At 68.1% G+C, this 14419-nt stretch carries 15 protein-coding genes; 7 read left to right on the top strand and 8 right to left on the bottom strand.

The window, feature by feature from the left end; translation table 11 throughout:
• Window positions 1-156: 156 nt before the first annotated feature.
• Window positions 157-1314 carry a lysylphosphatidylglycerol synthase transmembrane domain-containing protein gene (locus tag AC5RT8_RS02790; protein ID WP_494094170.1) on the top strand — a complete coding sequence of 386 codons (1158 nt, stop codon included), beginning with the start codon at window positions 157-159 and terminating at the stop codon, window positions 1312-1314.
• Here AC5RT8_RS02790 and AC5RT8_RS02785 read toward each other — a convergent pair.
• The 6 genes from AC5RT8_RS02785 to AC5RT8_RS02760 form a co-directional block, all read right to left on the bottom strand.
• Window positions 1260-2045 carry an SDR family oxidoreductase gene (locus tag AC5RT8_RS02785; protein WP_494094169.1) on the bottom strand — a complete coding sequence of 262 codons (786 nt, stop codon included), beginning with the start codon at window positions 2043-2045 and terminating at the stop codon, window positions 1260-1262. The genes AC5RT8_RS02790 and AC5RT8_RS02785 overlap by 55 nt on opposite strands.
• Before the next feature lie 40 nt (window positions 2046-2085).
• Window positions 2086-2433, bottom strand: a complete 348-nt coding sequence (locus tag AC5RT8_RS02780; protein WP_494094168.1) for a UBP-type zinc finger domain-containing protein — start codon at window positions 2431-2433, stop codon at window positions 2086-2088.
• A gap of 136 nt (window positions 2434-2569) precedes the next feature.
• Window positions 2570-4201, bottom strand: coding sequence for a glycoside hydrolase family 13 protein (locus AC5RT8_RS02775; RefSeq protein ID WP_494094527.1), 1632 nt, complete (start codon window positions 4199-4201; stop codon window positions 2570-2572).
• A 107-nt stretch (window positions 4202-4308) separates the two neighbouring features.
• The gene (locus AC5RT8_RS02770) at window positions 4309-5556 is read right to left on the bottom strand and encodes an RNA polymerase sigma factor (protein WP_494094526.1); all 1248 of its coding nucleotides are present in this window, start codon (window positions 5554-5556) and stop codon (window positions 4309-4311) included.
• Between the two features lie 2 nt (window positions 5557-5558).
• The gene (locus tag AC5RT8_RS02765) at window positions 5559-6002 is read right to left on the bottom strand and encodes a YciI family protein (protein ID WP_494094167.1); all 444 of its coding nucleotides are present in this window, start codon (window positions 6000-6002) and stop codon (window positions 5559-5561) included.
• A gap of 545 nt (window positions 6003-6547) precedes the next feature.
• Window positions 6548-6931: a VOC family protein gene (locus AC5RT8_RS02760; protein ID WP_494094166.1), complete on the bottom strand. Its 384-nt coding sequence runs from the start codon at window positions 6929-6931 to the stop codon at window positions 6548-6550.
• A 1278-nt stretch (window positions 6932-8209) separates the two neighbouring features.
• On the opposite strand from AC5RT8_RS02760, the gene AC5RT8_RS02755 reads away from it, so the two are divergent.
• The 3 genes from AC5RT8_RS02755 (at window position 8210) to AC5RT8_RS02745 (ending at window position 9590) form a co-directional block, all read left to right on the top strand.
• Window positions 8210-8512, top strand: coding sequence for a DUF4193 domain-containing protein (locus tag AC5RT8_RS02755; protein ID WP_494094165.1), 303 nt, complete (start codon window positions 8210-8212; stop codon window positions 8510-8512).
• 78 nt (window positions 8513-8590) lie between these two features.
• Window positions 8591-9025, top strand: coding sequence for a cytidine deaminase family protein (locus AC5RT8_RS02750; RefSeq protein WP_494094164.1), 435 nt, complete (start codon window positions 8591-8593; stop codon window positions 9023-9025).
• A 7-nt stretch (window positions 9026-9032) separates the two neighbouring features.
• Window positions 9033-9590, top strand: coding sequence for a GNAT family N-acetyltransferase (locus AC5RT8_RS02745; protein ID WP_494094163.1), 558 nt, complete (start codon window positions 9033-9035; stop codon window positions 9588-9590).
• Here AC5RT8_RS02745 and AC5RT8_RS02740 read toward each other — a convergent pair.
• On the bottom strand, window positions 9563-10090 hold the full coding sequence (locus AC5RT8_RS02740) for an SOUL family heme-binding protein (protein ID WP_494094162.1): 528 nt from the start codon (window positions 10088-10090) through the stop codon (window positions 9563-9565). The two genes, AC5RT8_RS02745 and AC5RT8_RS02740, sit on opposite strands and share 28 nt — an antisense overlap.
• Before the next feature lie 111 nt (window positions 10091-10201).
• On the opposite strand from AC5RT8_RS02740, the gene AC5RT8_RS02735 reads away from it, so the two are divergent.
• A complete protein-coding gene (locus tag AC5RT8_RS02735) occupies window positions 10202-10786 on the top strand; it encodes a peptide deformylase (protein ID WP_494094525.1) in 585 nt (194 codons plus the stop codon).
• Here AC5RT8_RS02735 and AC5RT8_RS02730 read toward each other — a convergent pair.
• Complete coding sequence (locus AC5RT8_RS02730) at window positions 10783-12822, bottom strand: S9 family peptidase (RefSeq protein ID WP_494094161.1); 2040 nt, start codon at window positions 12820-12822, stop codon at window positions 10783-10785. The two genes, AC5RT8_RS02735 and AC5RT8_RS02730, sit on opposite strands and share 4 nt — an antisense overlap.
• 57 nt (window positions 12823-12879) lie before the next feature.
• Between AC5RT8_RS02730 and AC5RT8_RS02725 the strand changes: the two genes are divergently transcribed.
• Window positions 12880-13716 (top strand): methyltransferase domain-containing protein, encoded by an 837-nt coding sequence (locus tag AC5RT8_RS02725; RefSeq protein ID WP_494094160.1) that lies wholly within the window; start codon window positions 12880-12882, stop codon window positions 13714-13716.
• 165 nt (window positions 13717-13881) lie between these two features.
• A complete protein-coding gene (locus tag AC5RT8_RS02720; RefSeq protein ID WP_494094159.1) occupies window positions 13882-14361 on the top strand; it encodes an NfeD family protein in 480 nt (159 codons plus the stop codon).
• Window positions 14362-14419 lie beyond the last annotated feature (58 nt).

The raw sequence follows: 14419 nt of genomic DNA, 5'->3' as shown, positions 1-14419 counted from the left end.
GTTGGAAGTTGCCAACATCGTGTTGGCAACATACCAACATCATGTCAGAAAGTTCCGTTTCTGGGAAAGCCGCGGCGAAAGGCGCACTTGGCCGCATCCCGCCGCTGCCGACGTCGGGGGCTGGCCCGGGCGCAGTCCGTCTGCTGTGCTTGATACATGCCCAGGCACGGCACTTCGGCAGGCTCTTCCCGGCGTCCGGGGCGTGGACGGTGGCGGTACCTGCGCTGGCTGGTTGTGGCAGTGGTCCTGGTCCTCATCTTCGAGTACGTGGTCCTGCCGCAGCTGGTGGGGGCAGACAACGTGCTTCGGTCCATGGCCCGCCTGCCGCTGCTCGTCCTGGCCGGAGCCCTGCTTCTGGAGGCAGGATCGTGGCTGAGCTACAGTGCCCTGACCCGGGTGGTGCTTCCGGGCACATCCAGGCCGTCCTATTTCACCCTGGTCCGCATTGACCTGTGTGATACCGCGGTCAACCACGTGGTGCCGGGCGGGGGAACCACGTCTGCGGCTGCCCGGTTCCGGCTGCTGACCCTTGCCGGGACGCCGTCGCAGGACGCCCTCAGCGCGGCCACCATCCAGGTACTGGGCGCCAACCTCATTCTCGGGCTGCTGTTCGGCCTCGGACTGCTGTCACTGCTCGGGCAGGTGGATGTGCACGGCTATTACGCAGCCGCCGGTGCCGTGGTGCTGGTCCTCTTCACGCTGGTCGTGATCCTCCTGGTCATCCTGGACCGTCACCTGGCGGGAGCAGTGCGGGTGGTGCGGTCACTGGCCGGGGCCATTCCGCTGATGCATCCGGACGGCGCAGAAAGGTTTGTCCGCACGGTGGCCGGCGAAACGCAGATGTTCCGTGCGCAGCCGCGCCGGCTCCTGGCCGGGGTCGCCCTGGCAGCGCTGCGCTGGATCCTGGACGCAGCGAGCCTGTGGGTGCTGCTGGCCGCGTTTGGCCATGTGCTGGGCGCGGGGGAGCTGCTGGTGGCGTACTCCCTGGCCGGATTGGTGTCCATGGTGCCGCTGACCCCCGGCGGGGTGGGCCTGGTGGAAGGGCTCCTGGTGCCCACCCTGGTGGGTTTCGGTGTCCCTGCGCATACGGCCGTCGCGGGGGTGCTGTCCTGGCGGATCCTGCAGTTCTGGCTGCCGATTCCCGTCGGGGGGCTGGCCTACGTCTCGCTGCGGCTGGGTGTCCTGCGCCGGGTCCGCCGCCGGCGCCGGGAGATAGTCCTCGCCGGCACCGGCGGATCCGCTGAACAGCGGAGAAACGGTTATGACCAGATATCGTCGCCGCGCAGCGTGGCGTCGGCGCCGCCGTCGGTGTAGATGGTCTGTCCCGTGGTGTGCGTGTTCTCTTCGGAGGTCAGCCAGATCAGGAGGCGGGCAATGACCTCCGGTTCCGAGTGGCCGTTCAGGGGCATGGGCACGTTGGAATCCACCATGGCCCGGCCTTCCGGGGTGGCCAGCAGGTCGCGCGTCATGGCCGAGAGCACGGTGCCGGGGGCAACCGCGTTCAGCGGGATGCCGGCGCCGGCAAAGGCGGGGCTGATGCTTTCCCTGCGGACCCAGCGGCTCAGGGCCCGCTTGCTGGACGGGTAGTTGAGGTAGCCGGTCTGCGGGCCGTTTTCCGCGAGCGCTGCGCCGATCCGCAGGGCCTCTTCCTCGTTGCCGGCGAGCATGGCGTCGACGAGCTCGGGGGAGTTGGGCTGCAGGCTGGCCATGGAGCTGACGACAGCGGCGCGCGGGGCGCTGCTCTTGGCGAGCGTGGGTGCCAGTTCGGTCAGGAAATCCGTTACCCCGAAGAAGTTCACGGCCACCGTGATAGGCGCGGGGGCGGAGATGCCCGCACACGCGATTACGGCGTCGACGTTTCCGCCGGCGAGTTCCACGGCCTTGGCGACGGCGGCGGAGCGGCCCTCGGGCTTGCTCAGGTCCGCCTCGACGTCGGCGTTGCGCAGGTCAACGCCGATGACGGTGTTGCCGCGTTCCTTCAGGATCGCGGCGGTTGCTGCTCCGATGCCCGAAGCTGATCCGGTCACAATGTAGGTTCTAGTCATGTTTACAGTGTAGACCTGTCAGCCTCACCGGCGGCGTATTTCAGTGCAGCAGCTCCTGCCAGCCTGCGGGCACCCGCTCCGCGGGGCCGGGCACGGACTGGTGCTCCGGATGGTGGGTAGGCGGGGCCAGCTCCGGTCCGGCGAACACCGAGGAATCCGCGTAGTTCCAGAACCAGTCCTCGCCGGGCTCGAAGCTCCGGATGACGGGGTGCCCGGTCTGCTGTTCATGAAGGGTGGCGTGCTGCCCCGGGGAACTGTCGCAGCAGCCGATGTGCCCGCATTCGGCACATCTGCGCAGGTGGTACCACCACCCGTCCTGCTCGGAGCATTCCACGCAGCCCGGGCCGCTGGGCGGAACTGAGACATTGATACCGGGGATCGGGTCCATGGCGGGACCTCCTTCGGATACGGGCGGAATCGGCAGTACCGGCCGGCACGCCGGGATGCCGTCCCCACCACGGTAGCCATCCGGCGGTCCCCGTCAACAGGTGGCGGGCGTGACGGTATCCGAAGGGAGTCCGGAGCTAGGCCAGCCAGGCGGTGGTGTCGGGCGGCAGCAGGCCGCCGTCGAGCGGGCCGCTGCTGTGCAGCACGGCCCCCTCCGGCAGCTCGATTGCCGCCGAGCCGAAGTTGGTGATGCTCTGCCACCCGCCGGGGCGCCGGAAGTGCAGCACGGCGGCGGGGCTTTCCAGCCAGTCGAGGTCCTCTGCCGTCTGCTGCTTCCCGCGCAGCTTCAGCGCCTGCCGGTAGAAGTTCAGGGTCGAGTCCCCGTCCTGCTCCTGGCTCGACACGGCGGCAGCGGCGAAGTCCTCAGGCTGGGGCAGATGGGCCGGCCCAGCGCTGAATCCGAAGGATGGCCCGCCGGCGGTCCAGGGCAGGGGGACCCGGCACCCGTCGCGGCCCTTGTCCACGCCGGCGTTGCGGTAGAACGTTGGATCCTGCCGGTCCGCATCCGGGATATCGGGCACTTCGGGCAGGCCCAGTTCCTCGCCCTGGTACAAATAGGCCGAGCCGGGCAGTGCCAGCATCAGCAGCGTGGCCGCCCGTGCCCGGCGCAGGCCGCGCTCCCGGTCCACCGGCGGTTCGGTGCCGCCGGAGAAGACCCACGCCTTGCCGTCCTGCCCTTTGGAGCTACCGACCGGAGCCGGCGGCAGGCCGTACCGCGTGGCATGCCGGACGACGTCGTGGTTGGAGAGCACCCAGGTGGAGGAGGCGCCGGTGGCGGAGGCCTGGTCCAGGTTGGCGGTGATGATCTCCCGGAACCGGGAGGCGTCGAAGTCCGCCTGGAGCAGGTCGAAGTTGAATGCCTGGCCCAGGCCTTCGGAGCTGGCGTAGCGCCCGCGGCGCGAGGCGTGCACCCAGGCCTCCGCCACCGCCGTGCGCGGAGGGTCGTACTCGTTGAACAGCTTCCGCCATTCGGCGTAGATTTCGTGGACCTCGTCGCGGTCCCAGAAGGGGTGGCCGCCGTCCAGGCCCTCTCCTTCGGCCGCCAGCTCGGCCCTGGCGGCGAGCGGTTCCGTGAGGTCCTTGGCCAGTGCGTGGGCCACATCGATCCGGAAGCCGTCTACCCCGCGGTCGGACCAGAAGCGCAGAGTGGTGAGGAACTCCTCGTGCACCTCGGGGTTTTCCCAGTTGAAATCCGGCTGTTCCGGGGCGAACAGGTGCAGGTACCACTGCCCGTCCGGCACCCGTTCCCAGGCGCTGCCGCCGAAGACCGACTGCCAGTCCGACGGCGGCAGGCTTCCGTCCGGTCCCGTTCCGTCGCGGAAAATGTACCGGCTGCGGGCGGCGGACCCCTTGGGGGATGCCAGTGCTTCCCGGAACCAGGCATGGCGGTTGGAGGAATGGTTCGGGACAATGTCCACGATCAGCTTGATGCCGGCGGCATGCAGGGCCGCCGCCATGTCATCGAAGTCGTCCAGGCTGCCCAGCCGGGGATCGACGGCGCGGTAGTCGTCGACGTCGTACCCGCCGTCTGCGAGCGCCGAGGGGTAGAACGGGCTCAGCCACACGGCGTCGACCCCCAGCTGCGCCAGATACGGGACCTTGGCCGTGATACCGGGCAGGTCACCGAGACCGTCGCCGTTGGAGTCCGAGAAGCTGCGCGGGTAGATCTGGTACACCGCGGCCTGCCGCCACCAGTGCGGGTCCTGCATCGCGGCGGAGGAGGACGGGTGCGGGTCAGCGGTCAAGGCGGTCCTTAGGGTGGGAGGAGCAGGAGCGTTGGGTGGACTCTACCAACCGCTGCGTCCCGGCCGGCAACTCAGGGGGCACCGGCCCTGCGCTCCAGGATGTTCCGTTCGGCCAGATTCCCGGCGAGGGCCGCTGCCGCGGAAAATGCCGAACGTGCCTCTTCCGTCCGGCCGAGCCGTGCCAGCAGTTCGCCCCGCACACTGGGCAGCAGATGGGATCCGCGCAGTGCCCCCTGATCCGCCAGCCGGTTCACGATGGCCAGCGCGGCTTCGGGGCCGGTGGCCATGGAGACCGCCACTGCCCGGTTGAGGTCAACCACCGGACCGGGGGAGAGCCGGCCCAGTGCTTCATACAGCAGGACGATCCGCGGCCAGTCCGTTTGTTCCGGGCGGGCGGCGGTGGCGTGGCACTGCGCGATGGCGGCCTGCAGTGCATAGCTGCCCCGTGCCCGTCCCAGCTCCGCCGATAACCCGTCGGCACGGGCCATGGCTGTAATGCCGCGCTGGATCTGCGCCCGGTCCCAGCGGGTACGGTCCTGGTCGGCCAGCAGGACGGGTTCACCGCCGGGACCGCTGCGGGCGGCGAAGCGGGAGGCGGAAAATTCCATCAGGGCGAGAAGCGCGTGCGCTTCCGGTATCCGTGGAACCAGCCCGGTCAGGATCCGCCCGATCCGCAGCGCCTCGTTCGCCAGGTCCGGCCGGGTCCAGCTCTCCCCGCTGGTGGCCGCATACCCTTCGGTGAACATCAGGTAGATGACATGCAGGACGCCGCGCAGCCGGGGCGTCCATTCATTCGGCTCCGGCGGTTCAAAGGGAACCCGTGCCGCCGCCAGCGTTCTCTTGGCCCGGACAATGCGCTGCTGCACCGTGGCTGCCGGCAGCAGGAACAGCCGGGCAATCTCCTCGGTGCGCAGGGATCCCACCACCCGCAGCGTCAAGGCAACCTGCGCCTCCGCGGAGAGCACCGGGTGGCAGGCCGTAAAGAGAAGCCGAAGCACGTCGTCGGGCAGCGGGTCCCACTCGGGGGCCGCCTCGTCCTGCGCTCCGCGTGCGAGCATCCCGTACCTGTCCTGCAGCCGCTTCGCCCGCCGCCACCGGTCGATGGCCCGCCGCCTCGCCACCGCAGTGATCCAGGCGCCGGGATTGCGCGGAATGCCTGTGGAACTCCAGGACACCAGGGCTTCGGCGACGGCGTCCTGCGCAGCGTCCTCAGCCAGTCCGACGTCGCCGGTCACCCTGGCCAGGGCGGCAACGATCCGCGCGCCTTCGATGCGCCACAGCGCGTCGAGCCGCCTCCGGACCGCTGCCGCCTGGTCCACGGCTAGGTGTTCTCCGACGTCAGCTTTTCCTCTTCCCTGCGCCACTGCTCTTCCTTCCGGATGAACTCGTTGTCCGCAAAGTCGGCGAAATCGGATGCTTCGGTCACGCGGCGGACCTCGAGCCTGGACCCCGGGCCCAGCGGGCACCGCATCGCCCACTCGGCGGCTTCCTCGCGGGAACCGACCTGCACAATCCAGAAGCCGTTGAAAAGCTCGTGGGTTTCGCCGTATGGGCCGTCCGTGACCAGCGGCGGGTCCTCGGAGAAGTCCACGACGAATCCGCTGCCTTCCGAAAGGTCGGCCAGGCCCTCGCCGCCGATCATTACTCCGGCATTGATCATCGCCTCGTTGTAGGCGCCCATCCGGTTGATGATCTCCTCGAACGGGATGTCCTTGGAAGCCTGCACTGCCTCGTCGGTTGCCCGCATGATGAACATGTACTTCATGGCACTCTCCTTGCTGCGTGTCCGTGGAAGGTGCTGATGCGCCTCCTACTATGACGTCGAACGGGCAGGATGCATATCGACAGCCGGGGAAAAATTTTTCCGGCGGACAGGTGCCGCCCGCCTGCCGGCAGCTGGTGCCGCCCGCCTCTGCCGGCAGCAGATCTGCCGACGGCGGAGGCCTCTTCTCCCGACGGCCGGGCAGGAGCAGCGTGGAGGCATGAATGAAACGGAAAAAGCCCCGCTGTTTACCGATCGAATCCGCCAGGAGTTTTTCGACCGCCGCGTCCTGGTCCTGGACGGGCCGCTGGGTACTGCGGGGAAATCCCGGCACGTGCCGCAAGGCCGCCGAGGGTCCAGTCGCGTTCATGCCGCAGCCGCCGCAGGAGTTCTCCGAGCACCTGCCGCCACAAAGGGTCGGCGTCCGGTTTGCGGGGGCGGTCGAAAGGAAGAGTCTCAGTCAGGCTTGATGGTAGAACGTACCCCGCTGCCGCGGGACGGTTTTACGCCTGCGGATGTTCTGCCCTAAGCAGAGCCGTGTCCATCACCTACTGGGCGAGCTCCCAGATATGGCCGTCGGGGTCCTGGAAGCTCGCTGTCCGGGGTCCCCACGGCCGGTCCATCGGACCGTTAAGCAGTTGCACGCCGCGTTGTACGAGGTCGCGGCACACCGCGTCCACGTCGTGAACCGGAACAGTCAGCGCAAAGCGTGACCCGGTTCCCACGTTTCCTACTTCGGCCGGAGCTATGAGTTCGGGTGCGGCCGTTGCCGCCAGGAGGTTCACCAGTACACCGCCGAACGTGAACACCACCGAGTCCTCGTCTTCGAAAACCACGGGAAGGCCAAGAATGTCCCGGTAGAAGTGCCTGGCGGCCGAAGTTTCTTCGACGAACATCGTGACGGCCCTGATGCCGTTGTCCCATGGCTGCATTTGCTATCCCTTATCTGTCCCTGTGACGTTCCGGGGCCACACGGTAACGTCAGCGGACCGGCGCGCCAACGGTGGCCCGTGCCGGGATGGCCGCTGGTCGCGGCGGCAGCCGCGGGGGAGCGGAACCCGGAACGGCCGGACGCGGTCCTGGCGGGCACCGGTGTTCCGGCCTGCTGATCGATACTTCGCCGGTTCCCACGGTCCCGCTGGGTCAGTCCGGGCACACCGGACAGTCGACCCGGTCCCATAGGCCCGTTATGCGTTCACCGGGTTGCCGAACCTGGCGGGCAACCGGCAACCCGGTCTCGAGCTCGTTCATTTTGCAGCTAACGGGCCTATTTCGTGCGCCGAGGGCCCGTTAACTGCACAGCCGATGGCCAGCCGGCTGGCAGCCGCCACACGATAAGCCCGTTAGAGGCATCCCGGACAGCAGCCGGTATGCCATCGATGTCCCATCGGTGCCCCAGAGGTTAGTCAGCTGCACAGCGGACAGCAGCAGACTGACAGCCGTTCCAGCTCCATACCGAACGTCCATCCTTGGTATCAGCGGCCCTGGGGGAGCTCCTTCTCAACGCTAGTTGACATAATGTGGATTATCGGCGTTATAAACGGGGTGCCGGAAGTGGCGGAAACCACGAATATTCCCGAACCGTCCATCCGGCCCCGATTGCCCGCTCATCCCCCGTTTTTGCTGCTTTTCCGCAGATTTTGCCTGCGTCTGCCAATTCTGCGCTCTGGCTTCGGCCGGGATTGCAGTCTGGTCCGGCGAAAGCCACGGGCTCGCAGGGGCCGGAAAGAGCCTGACCTGGTCGGGCCGTTTCCGCCCTGCCGGTGCTGGATCCCGCCCCGCAAATCAGTTGACATAACGTCCCCCGGCGACCTACCGGCGTCGGCCCGCGGGTTGACATAACCGCCCGCCGGCTCCTGCCCTGCCCTGCCGGGGGCCCGACCTGGTCAGACAGGTCCGGGACTCCACCTCCTGCACCCGCCCGTCGTCATAAGTTGACATAATGCCCTCATCGGGCTGCTTGACCCGGGCGTCCCGCTTTACATAACCTACGCCGCTGCCCCGCCAGTCCCCGCCCCACCGGCCGATTCCGTCCGTCCGGACGCCGTTGCGGACGCGGGAATAGAGATCCCCGGCGGGATGTTGATCACTTTCCTGCCGTATTTCGTCATACGTGGACCGCCACGCCTGTACGGTTTGGTGCAGCGACTTTCGTTGCCCTATATGATCTACGCTTCACCCCCCCACAATCAGGAGATAAGCACAAAAAAATGGCTACCGATTACGATGCCCCGCGCGTCAAGGAAGAAGACCAGCAGACAGACTCCCTGGAGGGCCTGAAAGCTCAGCAGCGCGGCGGAGCGATGACTGCAGTCATCGATGTCGAAGAGTCAGATGCCATCGACGGTTTTGACCTTCCGGGAGCGGACCTGTCCGGCGAAGAACTGCTCATCAAGGTGGTTCCGCCGCAGGCAGACGAGTTCACCTGCATGTCCTGCTTCCTCGTACGCCACCGTTCGCAGATCGCGCGCGAAAAGAACGGCGAGGCCTACTGCCTGGACTGCGAGGGCTAGTCTCTTCCGAGCCGCACAGCCGGGTTCCGCCGTACGGCGGGCCCCGGCTGTTTGTCTTTAACCCGTAGAATCTCCCGCATGCTTAGTTCCCTCCCCGCATCCGCCCTGCCGCTCACCCCGGCGGACCTGGCGCTCGTGGACCTGGCCCGCCGTACCATTGACGCCGCCACCGACGCCGGACCGGATGAAGACGGCATCCACACCATGGGCGCTGCCGTCCGTACGGCCGACGGCGGCATGCACGCCGGGGTCAACCTGTACCACTTCACCGGCGGTCCCTGCGCCGAACTTGTTGCCCTGGGTGCGGCACGGGCTGCGGGATCCGGCGAGCGGACCTGCATTGTCGCTGTCGGCAACCACGGCCGCGGTGTCCAAAGTCCCTGCGGCCGTGACCGGCAGGTCCTTGCCGACTATTACCCCGGGATCCGCGTGATCCTGCCGACGGCAGACGGCCCGGTCAGCATTCCCGCTCCGGACCTGCTGCCGCTGGGATTCGTCCCGCCCGCAGAATAACCGGCCAATGCCCGCCTCTCCCCTGCTACGTCCCTGGAACCGGGCGGATGCACCGTCCCTCGCGGCGGCCTTCGCCGCCGACCCATTGCTGGAGTACCAGTTGGGCCGCCGGGTCGACGACGCCGACCAGGCCGCCGCGTACCTGGCAACCGCACTGACCGACTCGCCGGAGCGGCGCAGCTTCGCCGTCGACGTGGACGGCACGGCGGTCGGGAACATCGGCATCAGCTCCATTGACATGCGGCACCAGACCGCCTGGGTCTCGTATTGGCTGGTTCCGTCGGCGCGGGGACATTCCCTTGCCTCCCGCGGCGTTGCGGCGGCAGCGGACTGGGCCTTCGGTGAAGGCGGCCTGTTCCGCCTCGAGCTGGGACACCGGACCAACAACCCCGCGTCCTGCCGGGTGGCGCTGGCAGCGGGGTTCCGGCCGGAGGGCATCGAGCGCGCGAAACTGCGGTACGGCGATGCCCGTTTCGATGTGGAAACCCACGCGCGGCTGGCAACTGATCCACGGCCGGACATCAGTGCACTGCCGCGTCAATCCCCCGGCCCCTCCACATCCTGAACCACTTCATTGCGGCGCAGGAACCACGGCCGCAAAGGCGGGTCGAACCGCGCGAACCGGGTACCGCCGCGGGCGATGAAGCCCTGGGCGGATACCGCCGACAGGAGGGCGGCCCGCCGGCTCTGGTAGCTCGCCTCGCTCCAGCGTCCCGAAAACGACGACGCCGCTGCCGTCTGCCCCGGTATCGGCACGATGCTGACGGCCGGATCCTCGGGGGCGGGCACGGCCGCCAGGTCCAGGGGCAGGACGAAGGCAATGCAGAAGGCTCCCGGCAGCGGGCTCGGCTCCAGCAGGACCGGAGCCGTCATGGCCAGGACACCTGAATCCGGACCCTGCCGGTGCCGCCCGCTGATGTACGCATACAGGTGCCGGAAACCGGTGTTCCCGGCCCTCGAAAAGTCAGCGTTCACAGTGACCTGGGCGACCACGTGCGCCGGATAGTGGCGTAACTCGAACCCCGGATACCGTCCCAGGACGCTGTAAGGCTGCTGCTCGGTCATGATGTTCCAGACGTTACGCCTTCGGTGCTGCGCGGGAATACCCGTACCGGCCACTAGGATAAAGCGGTGCCCTCAGAATCCACTACCCTGCTGCGCGACCTGGTCCTGCCGATGCTCGACCAGGAGCTCGTACCGATAGTCCAACTGGGGCACCCCGCCCTCCGGCGCGAGGCGCTGCCTTTTGACGGCGAACTGGACGCCGGAGAACTTGACGCCCTTGTCGCGCTCATGCGGCGGGTCATGCACGATGCACCCGGCGTGGGCCTGGCGGCCACCCAGCTGGGCATCCCCTTGCAGATCGCCGTACTGGAGGACACCTTCGACGCCGGCGCGGAGGCTTCTGCCGTCCGGGAGCGGTCTCCCCTGCCCTTCTTCACGATCATCAATCCGCGGTATGAAGCAGACGGCGCGGAAACGGCGGAGTTTTTCGAGGGCTGCCTGTCCTTCGAGGGCTACCAGGGCGTGGTCCGCCGGTTCCGGTCCGTGGTGCTGGACTATACCGACGTCGAGTCCCGGCAGCGCATGGAACGCTTCAGCGGGTGGCAGGCACGGATAGTCCAGCATGAAACGGACCATCTGTTCGGAACGGTGTACGTGGACAGGATGCTTCCCCGGTCCCTGTGCAGCAACGCCGAGTACGCGCGCCGCTGGGCCTCACCGGGGATCGGCGAGGCCCAGCGGATCCTGGGCTTCTAGGCCCCGGCGGGTTCCGGGGTGCGCGCCTGCTCCGGGGCCGGGTTCTGCGCGGTGGGCAGCCAGCGGGCCCACCAGGAGAGCAGGTGCTCGAAGCGGCGCCGCCGGTGCCACGGCGTGCCGCTGCGGGAGAGTTCATGGTTCTCACCCGGAAACAGCAGCATTTCGGTGGGCACGGAATTCAGTTTCAGGGCGGTGTAATACCGCTGTGCCTGTTCCACCGGGCAGCGCAGGTCGTCTTCGGAATGGACCACAAAGGTGGGCGTGCGGACGGAGTCCACGCACGCCATCGGGCTCTGCGCAAGGACCGCGGCCGGGTCGGTGCCGGTGTAGCCGGCACTGAAGAACCAGCCGATGTCCGCGGAGCCGACAAAGGAGAGCGGATCCAGGAAGCCGCGTTCCACCACGGCGGCGGAGAACCGGTGATCGTGCGTAATGGTCCAGGCCGTGAGGTAGCCGCCGTAGGAGCCGCCCATGATCCCCAGCCGGTTTGCGTCCAGTTCCGGATGCGCGGCCAGCGCGCCGTCCACGAACGCCAGCACGTCCGCAAGGTCATGGGTGCCCATGGCCTCCTTGATGCTCCGGCCGTGCGCCTGTCCGTACCCGGCCGACCCCCGGGGGTTGCACATGAGCACTGCGTAGCCGGCCTTGGTGTAGACCTGTGTTTCGTCGAAATATCCCCAGCCGTACTGGGAGAACGGGCCACCGTGGATGTTGAGCAGCACCGGGTGGGGGCCCGGGCCATCGGGCAGTGCCAGCCAGCCGTGCACGGGATAGCCGTCCCCGGAGGGATAGGTTTCCTCCAGCGGTACGGCCACCGTCGTCTCCCGGCGCAGTGCTGCGGAAAAATCGGTAACCGGGCGGAGGCCTCCGCCGTCGACGACGGCCAGGTCGCCGGCGGTGCGGGGATCGGTATAGCCGACCACCACGGTGCCGTCCCGGGAGCCTGCGGTTTCAATGACCCGGGGACCGGCTGCCAGCACTTCCACGCGACCGCGCGGGTCCACGGCCAGGAGTTCCCCCGTCCCGCGGGTCCGGTTGAAGACCAGCACCTCCGCGGACAGGTGCGGCACGATAGTGCCGTCGGACAGGTCGACGGTCTCCGGGTCCGTCAGGCGCCGGGCCGCGGCCGGATCCGCGGCAGGTGCCGCGTACAGGGCCGTGTTGCGGGCGACGAAATCCGTGCCGGTGACGGACACCTCCTGGCCGAGGTAGAACAGCCAGTGGCCGTTGGCGCTCTCCACCGGGTCCGAGACCGCCAGCGGGTTCCCGGCATCATGGTTCGTCAGCCGGCCCAGGCCGCTGCCGTCCGGGCGGATGCTGAAGGCATCGGAGATGAGGGAGTCGTCCTGCTCCGGTGAAGCCGTGAAAAGGATGCGGCTCCCGTCGGCGGAGAACACCGGCCGCAGGTGGTCCGCCGTGCCGGAGGTCAGCTGGACGGGTTCGGGCAGTCCCGTTCCGGGGCCGCCTGCATCCTTCGCCCTGCCCCGCGGTTCGATGTGCGGCTCGGCCTCCAGGTCCGGAAGCGTCAGGTGGAAGATGTGGACGGGTTTGTCGCCGGTGTAGCCCACCGCGTTCATCCGGTACCTGAACGTGGTGATGAGCCGGGGATCTTCGGCACCGGGCCCCACGCCGTCCGTGGTCCCGTACCGGCCGGCCTCCGGTACCCGGGAGGAAAACACCACGCTGAGTCCGTCGGGTGAGAACTCAAACCAGGAAACGCCGAGCGGGGCGTCCGTCAGCTGCACCGGTTCCGCGATGCCGGCACCCAGGACGAACAGCTGGGCCGGTTCCCCCGGCGCTGCGCGCAGGAATCCAAGGCTGGAGCCGTCGGCACTGTACTTGGGGGACGTATCCCGGAATCCGCGGGTGAGCCGCCGCGGCCGGCCGCCCTGCGTCAGCGGGACACGCCACAGCTGCCCGGTATAGGCATCGGCGCCGAAGTCCGGGCGGGTCACCGAGACCACGCAGTGCAGGGCATCCGGATGCACTGCCGGAGCGGACAGGGAATTGATGAGAGGCAGGTCACATGGGTTCACGCTCCGAAGCCTAATGTCCCCGGCCGCGGGGGCCAACTGCCGCCTTAGGATGGAATCATGCCTTCCCTCCCGCTGCTGGCCTGCCCCGTCTGCGGAGCGGACCTCGAACCCGACAACGGCTTCCGGACCCTCAGCTGCCCGGCCGGGCACCGATACGATGCGGCCAAACAGGGGTATTTCAACCTCCTCACGGGCGGCGGCACCAAATTCCAGGCCGACACCGCTGCCATGGTCCAGGCGCGTACCGACTTCCTGGCGGCCGGACACTATCAGCCCCTCGCGGACGAGCTGGCCCGGCTCACGGCGGCCGCCGCCCCGGACGCGGCGGCAGTGCTCGACGCCGGCGCGGGAACCGGCTATTACCTCGGCGAGGTCCTCCGCCGACTTCCGGATGCCTCGGCAGCGGCGTTGGACATTTCCAAATATGCCCTGCGCCGGGCTGCCCGTGCACTGCCCGGCGCCTACGCGCTGGTGTGGGACGTCTGGCGGAGGCTGCCGCTGCAGGATGAGTCCGTGGACGTGGTCCTGAATGTCTTCGCGCCCCGGAATCCGCAGGAGTTCCGCCGGGTCCTGGCCACCGGCGGGATCCTTGCCGTAGTGACGCCCCGGCCCGGGCACCTGCAGGAAATCCGGGCCGAGGCGGAGATGCTGGGCATTGCCGCCGAGAAGGAAGAACGGGTTGCCGCGTCCCTGGCATCCGGGTTCGCTCCCCTGCACACCGGACACTGCACCTACCCGATGCAGCTGCGCCGGGCCGACATCCGCAACGTGGTGCTGATGGGGCCCTCCGCCCGGCACCTGGATCCGGTTGTCCTTGAACGTACCGTGGCTGCGCTGCCGGATCCGGTTGCCGTGACTGCGTCCTTCACCCTGCAGATTTTCCGCGCCGTCTAGAGCCGCGCGGGGCAAAACGTTATCCATCCGCATCCGCCGGCACTAGGACTGCGCCGCTGACTCGGGCACAATGAACTAAGCGCCGGACTCTGCCGCCCCGCGTGCGGGCGTCGCCGGTGCTCACAGGGGATCGGTGAAGGATGTCCGAAACGTAAGGGGAAACGGATGCAGGAAGTCTACGAATGGTTGCTCAGCTACGGCTGGGCCCTGTGGCTGGTGCTGTTCCTGGGTTTTGCCGCTGTGGAGGCCCTTACCCTGGACCTGTTCTTCGGGATGCTGGCCGTGGGAGCCCTCGCGGCCATGCTGACCTCCTTCTTCGCCGTCCCGCCGGTCCTGCAGGTCGTGGTGTTTGCGGTGGTCTCCGTCCTCATGATCGGTGTTATCCGGCCGCTGGCCCTGAAGCACCTTCAGCACAGCACCCAGGACCAGCTGTCGAACATTGACCGGATCGTGGGCGCGCCCGCGCTGACGCTCGAATCCGTGACCGGTTCCTCCGGGACGGTGAAGATCGGCGGCGACACCTGGACCGCCCGCACCGTCGACGGCTCCCGGCTGCCCGCCGGCGTCGAGGTCAGCGTGGCACGCATCGAGGGTGCCACCGCCGTCGTGCAGGCCGCCGGCACGGAACAGAAAGCAGCCTACTGACGCACTCCGGCGGCCCGGCCGCCGGCCACACACGCGGGTTGCCTTCCGGAACCTGCGG

It is taken from the genome of Arthrobacter sp. Ms25, from assembly GCF_059090365.1.
Note: the sequence above shows the minus strand (reverse complement) of the source record. Positions and strands in the feature narration are given on the sequence as shown.

Coding starts and splice junctions, on each gene's coding strand:
- AC5RT8_RS02790 (WP_494094170.1), top strand. CDS start 157: ATGCCCAGGCACGGCACTTCGGCAGGCTCTTCCCGGCGTCCGGGGCGT.
- AC5RT8_RS02785 (WP_494094169.1), bottom strand. CDS start 2,045: ATGACTAGAACCTACATTGTGACCGGATCAGCTTCGGGCATCGGAGCA.
- AC5RT8_RS02780 (WP_494094168.1), bottom strand. CDS start 2,433: ATGGACCCGATCCCCGGTATCAATGTCTCAGTTCCGCCCAGCGGCCCG.
- AC5RT8_RS02775 (WP_494094527.1), bottom strand. CDS start 4,201: ATGCAGGACCCGCACTGGTGGCGGCAGGCCGCGGTGTACCAGATCTAC.
- AC5RT8_RS02765 (WP_494094167.1), bottom strand. CDS start 6,002: ATGAAGTACATGTTCATCATGCGGGCAACCGACGAGGCAGTGCAGGCT.
- AC5RT8_RS02760 (WP_494094166.1), bottom strand. CDS start 6,931: ATGCAGCCATGGGACAACGGCATCAGGGCCGTCACGATGTTCGTCGAA.
- AC5RT8_RS02755 (WP_494094165.1), top strand. CDS start 8,210: ATGGCTACCGATTACGATGCCCCGCGCGTCAAGGAAGAAGACCAGCAG.
- AC5RT8_RS02750 (WP_494094164.1), top strand. CDS start 8,591: ATGCTTAGTTCCCTCCCCGCATCCGCCCTGCCGCTCACCCCGGCGGAC.
- AC5RT8_RS02745 (WP_494094163.1), top strand. CDS start 9,033: ATGCCCGCCTCTCCCCTGCTACGTCCCTGGAACCGGGCGGATGCACCG.
- AC5RT8_RS02740 (WP_494094162.1), bottom strand. CDS start 10,090: ATGACCGAGCAGCAGCCTTACAGCGTCCTGGGACGGTATCCGGGGTTC.
- AC5RT8_RS02735 (WP_494094525.1), top strand. CDS start 10,202: ATGCTCGACCAGGAGCTCGTACCGATAGTCCAACTGGGGCACCCCGCC.
- AC5RT8_RS02725 (WP_494094160.1), top strand. CDS start 12,880: ATGCCTTCCCTCCCGCTGCTGGCCTGCCCCGTCTGCGGAGCGGACCTC.
- AC5RT8_RS02720 (WP_494094159.1), top strand. CDS start 13,882: ATGCAGGAAGTCTACGAATGGTTGCTCAGCTACGGCTGGGCCCTGTGG.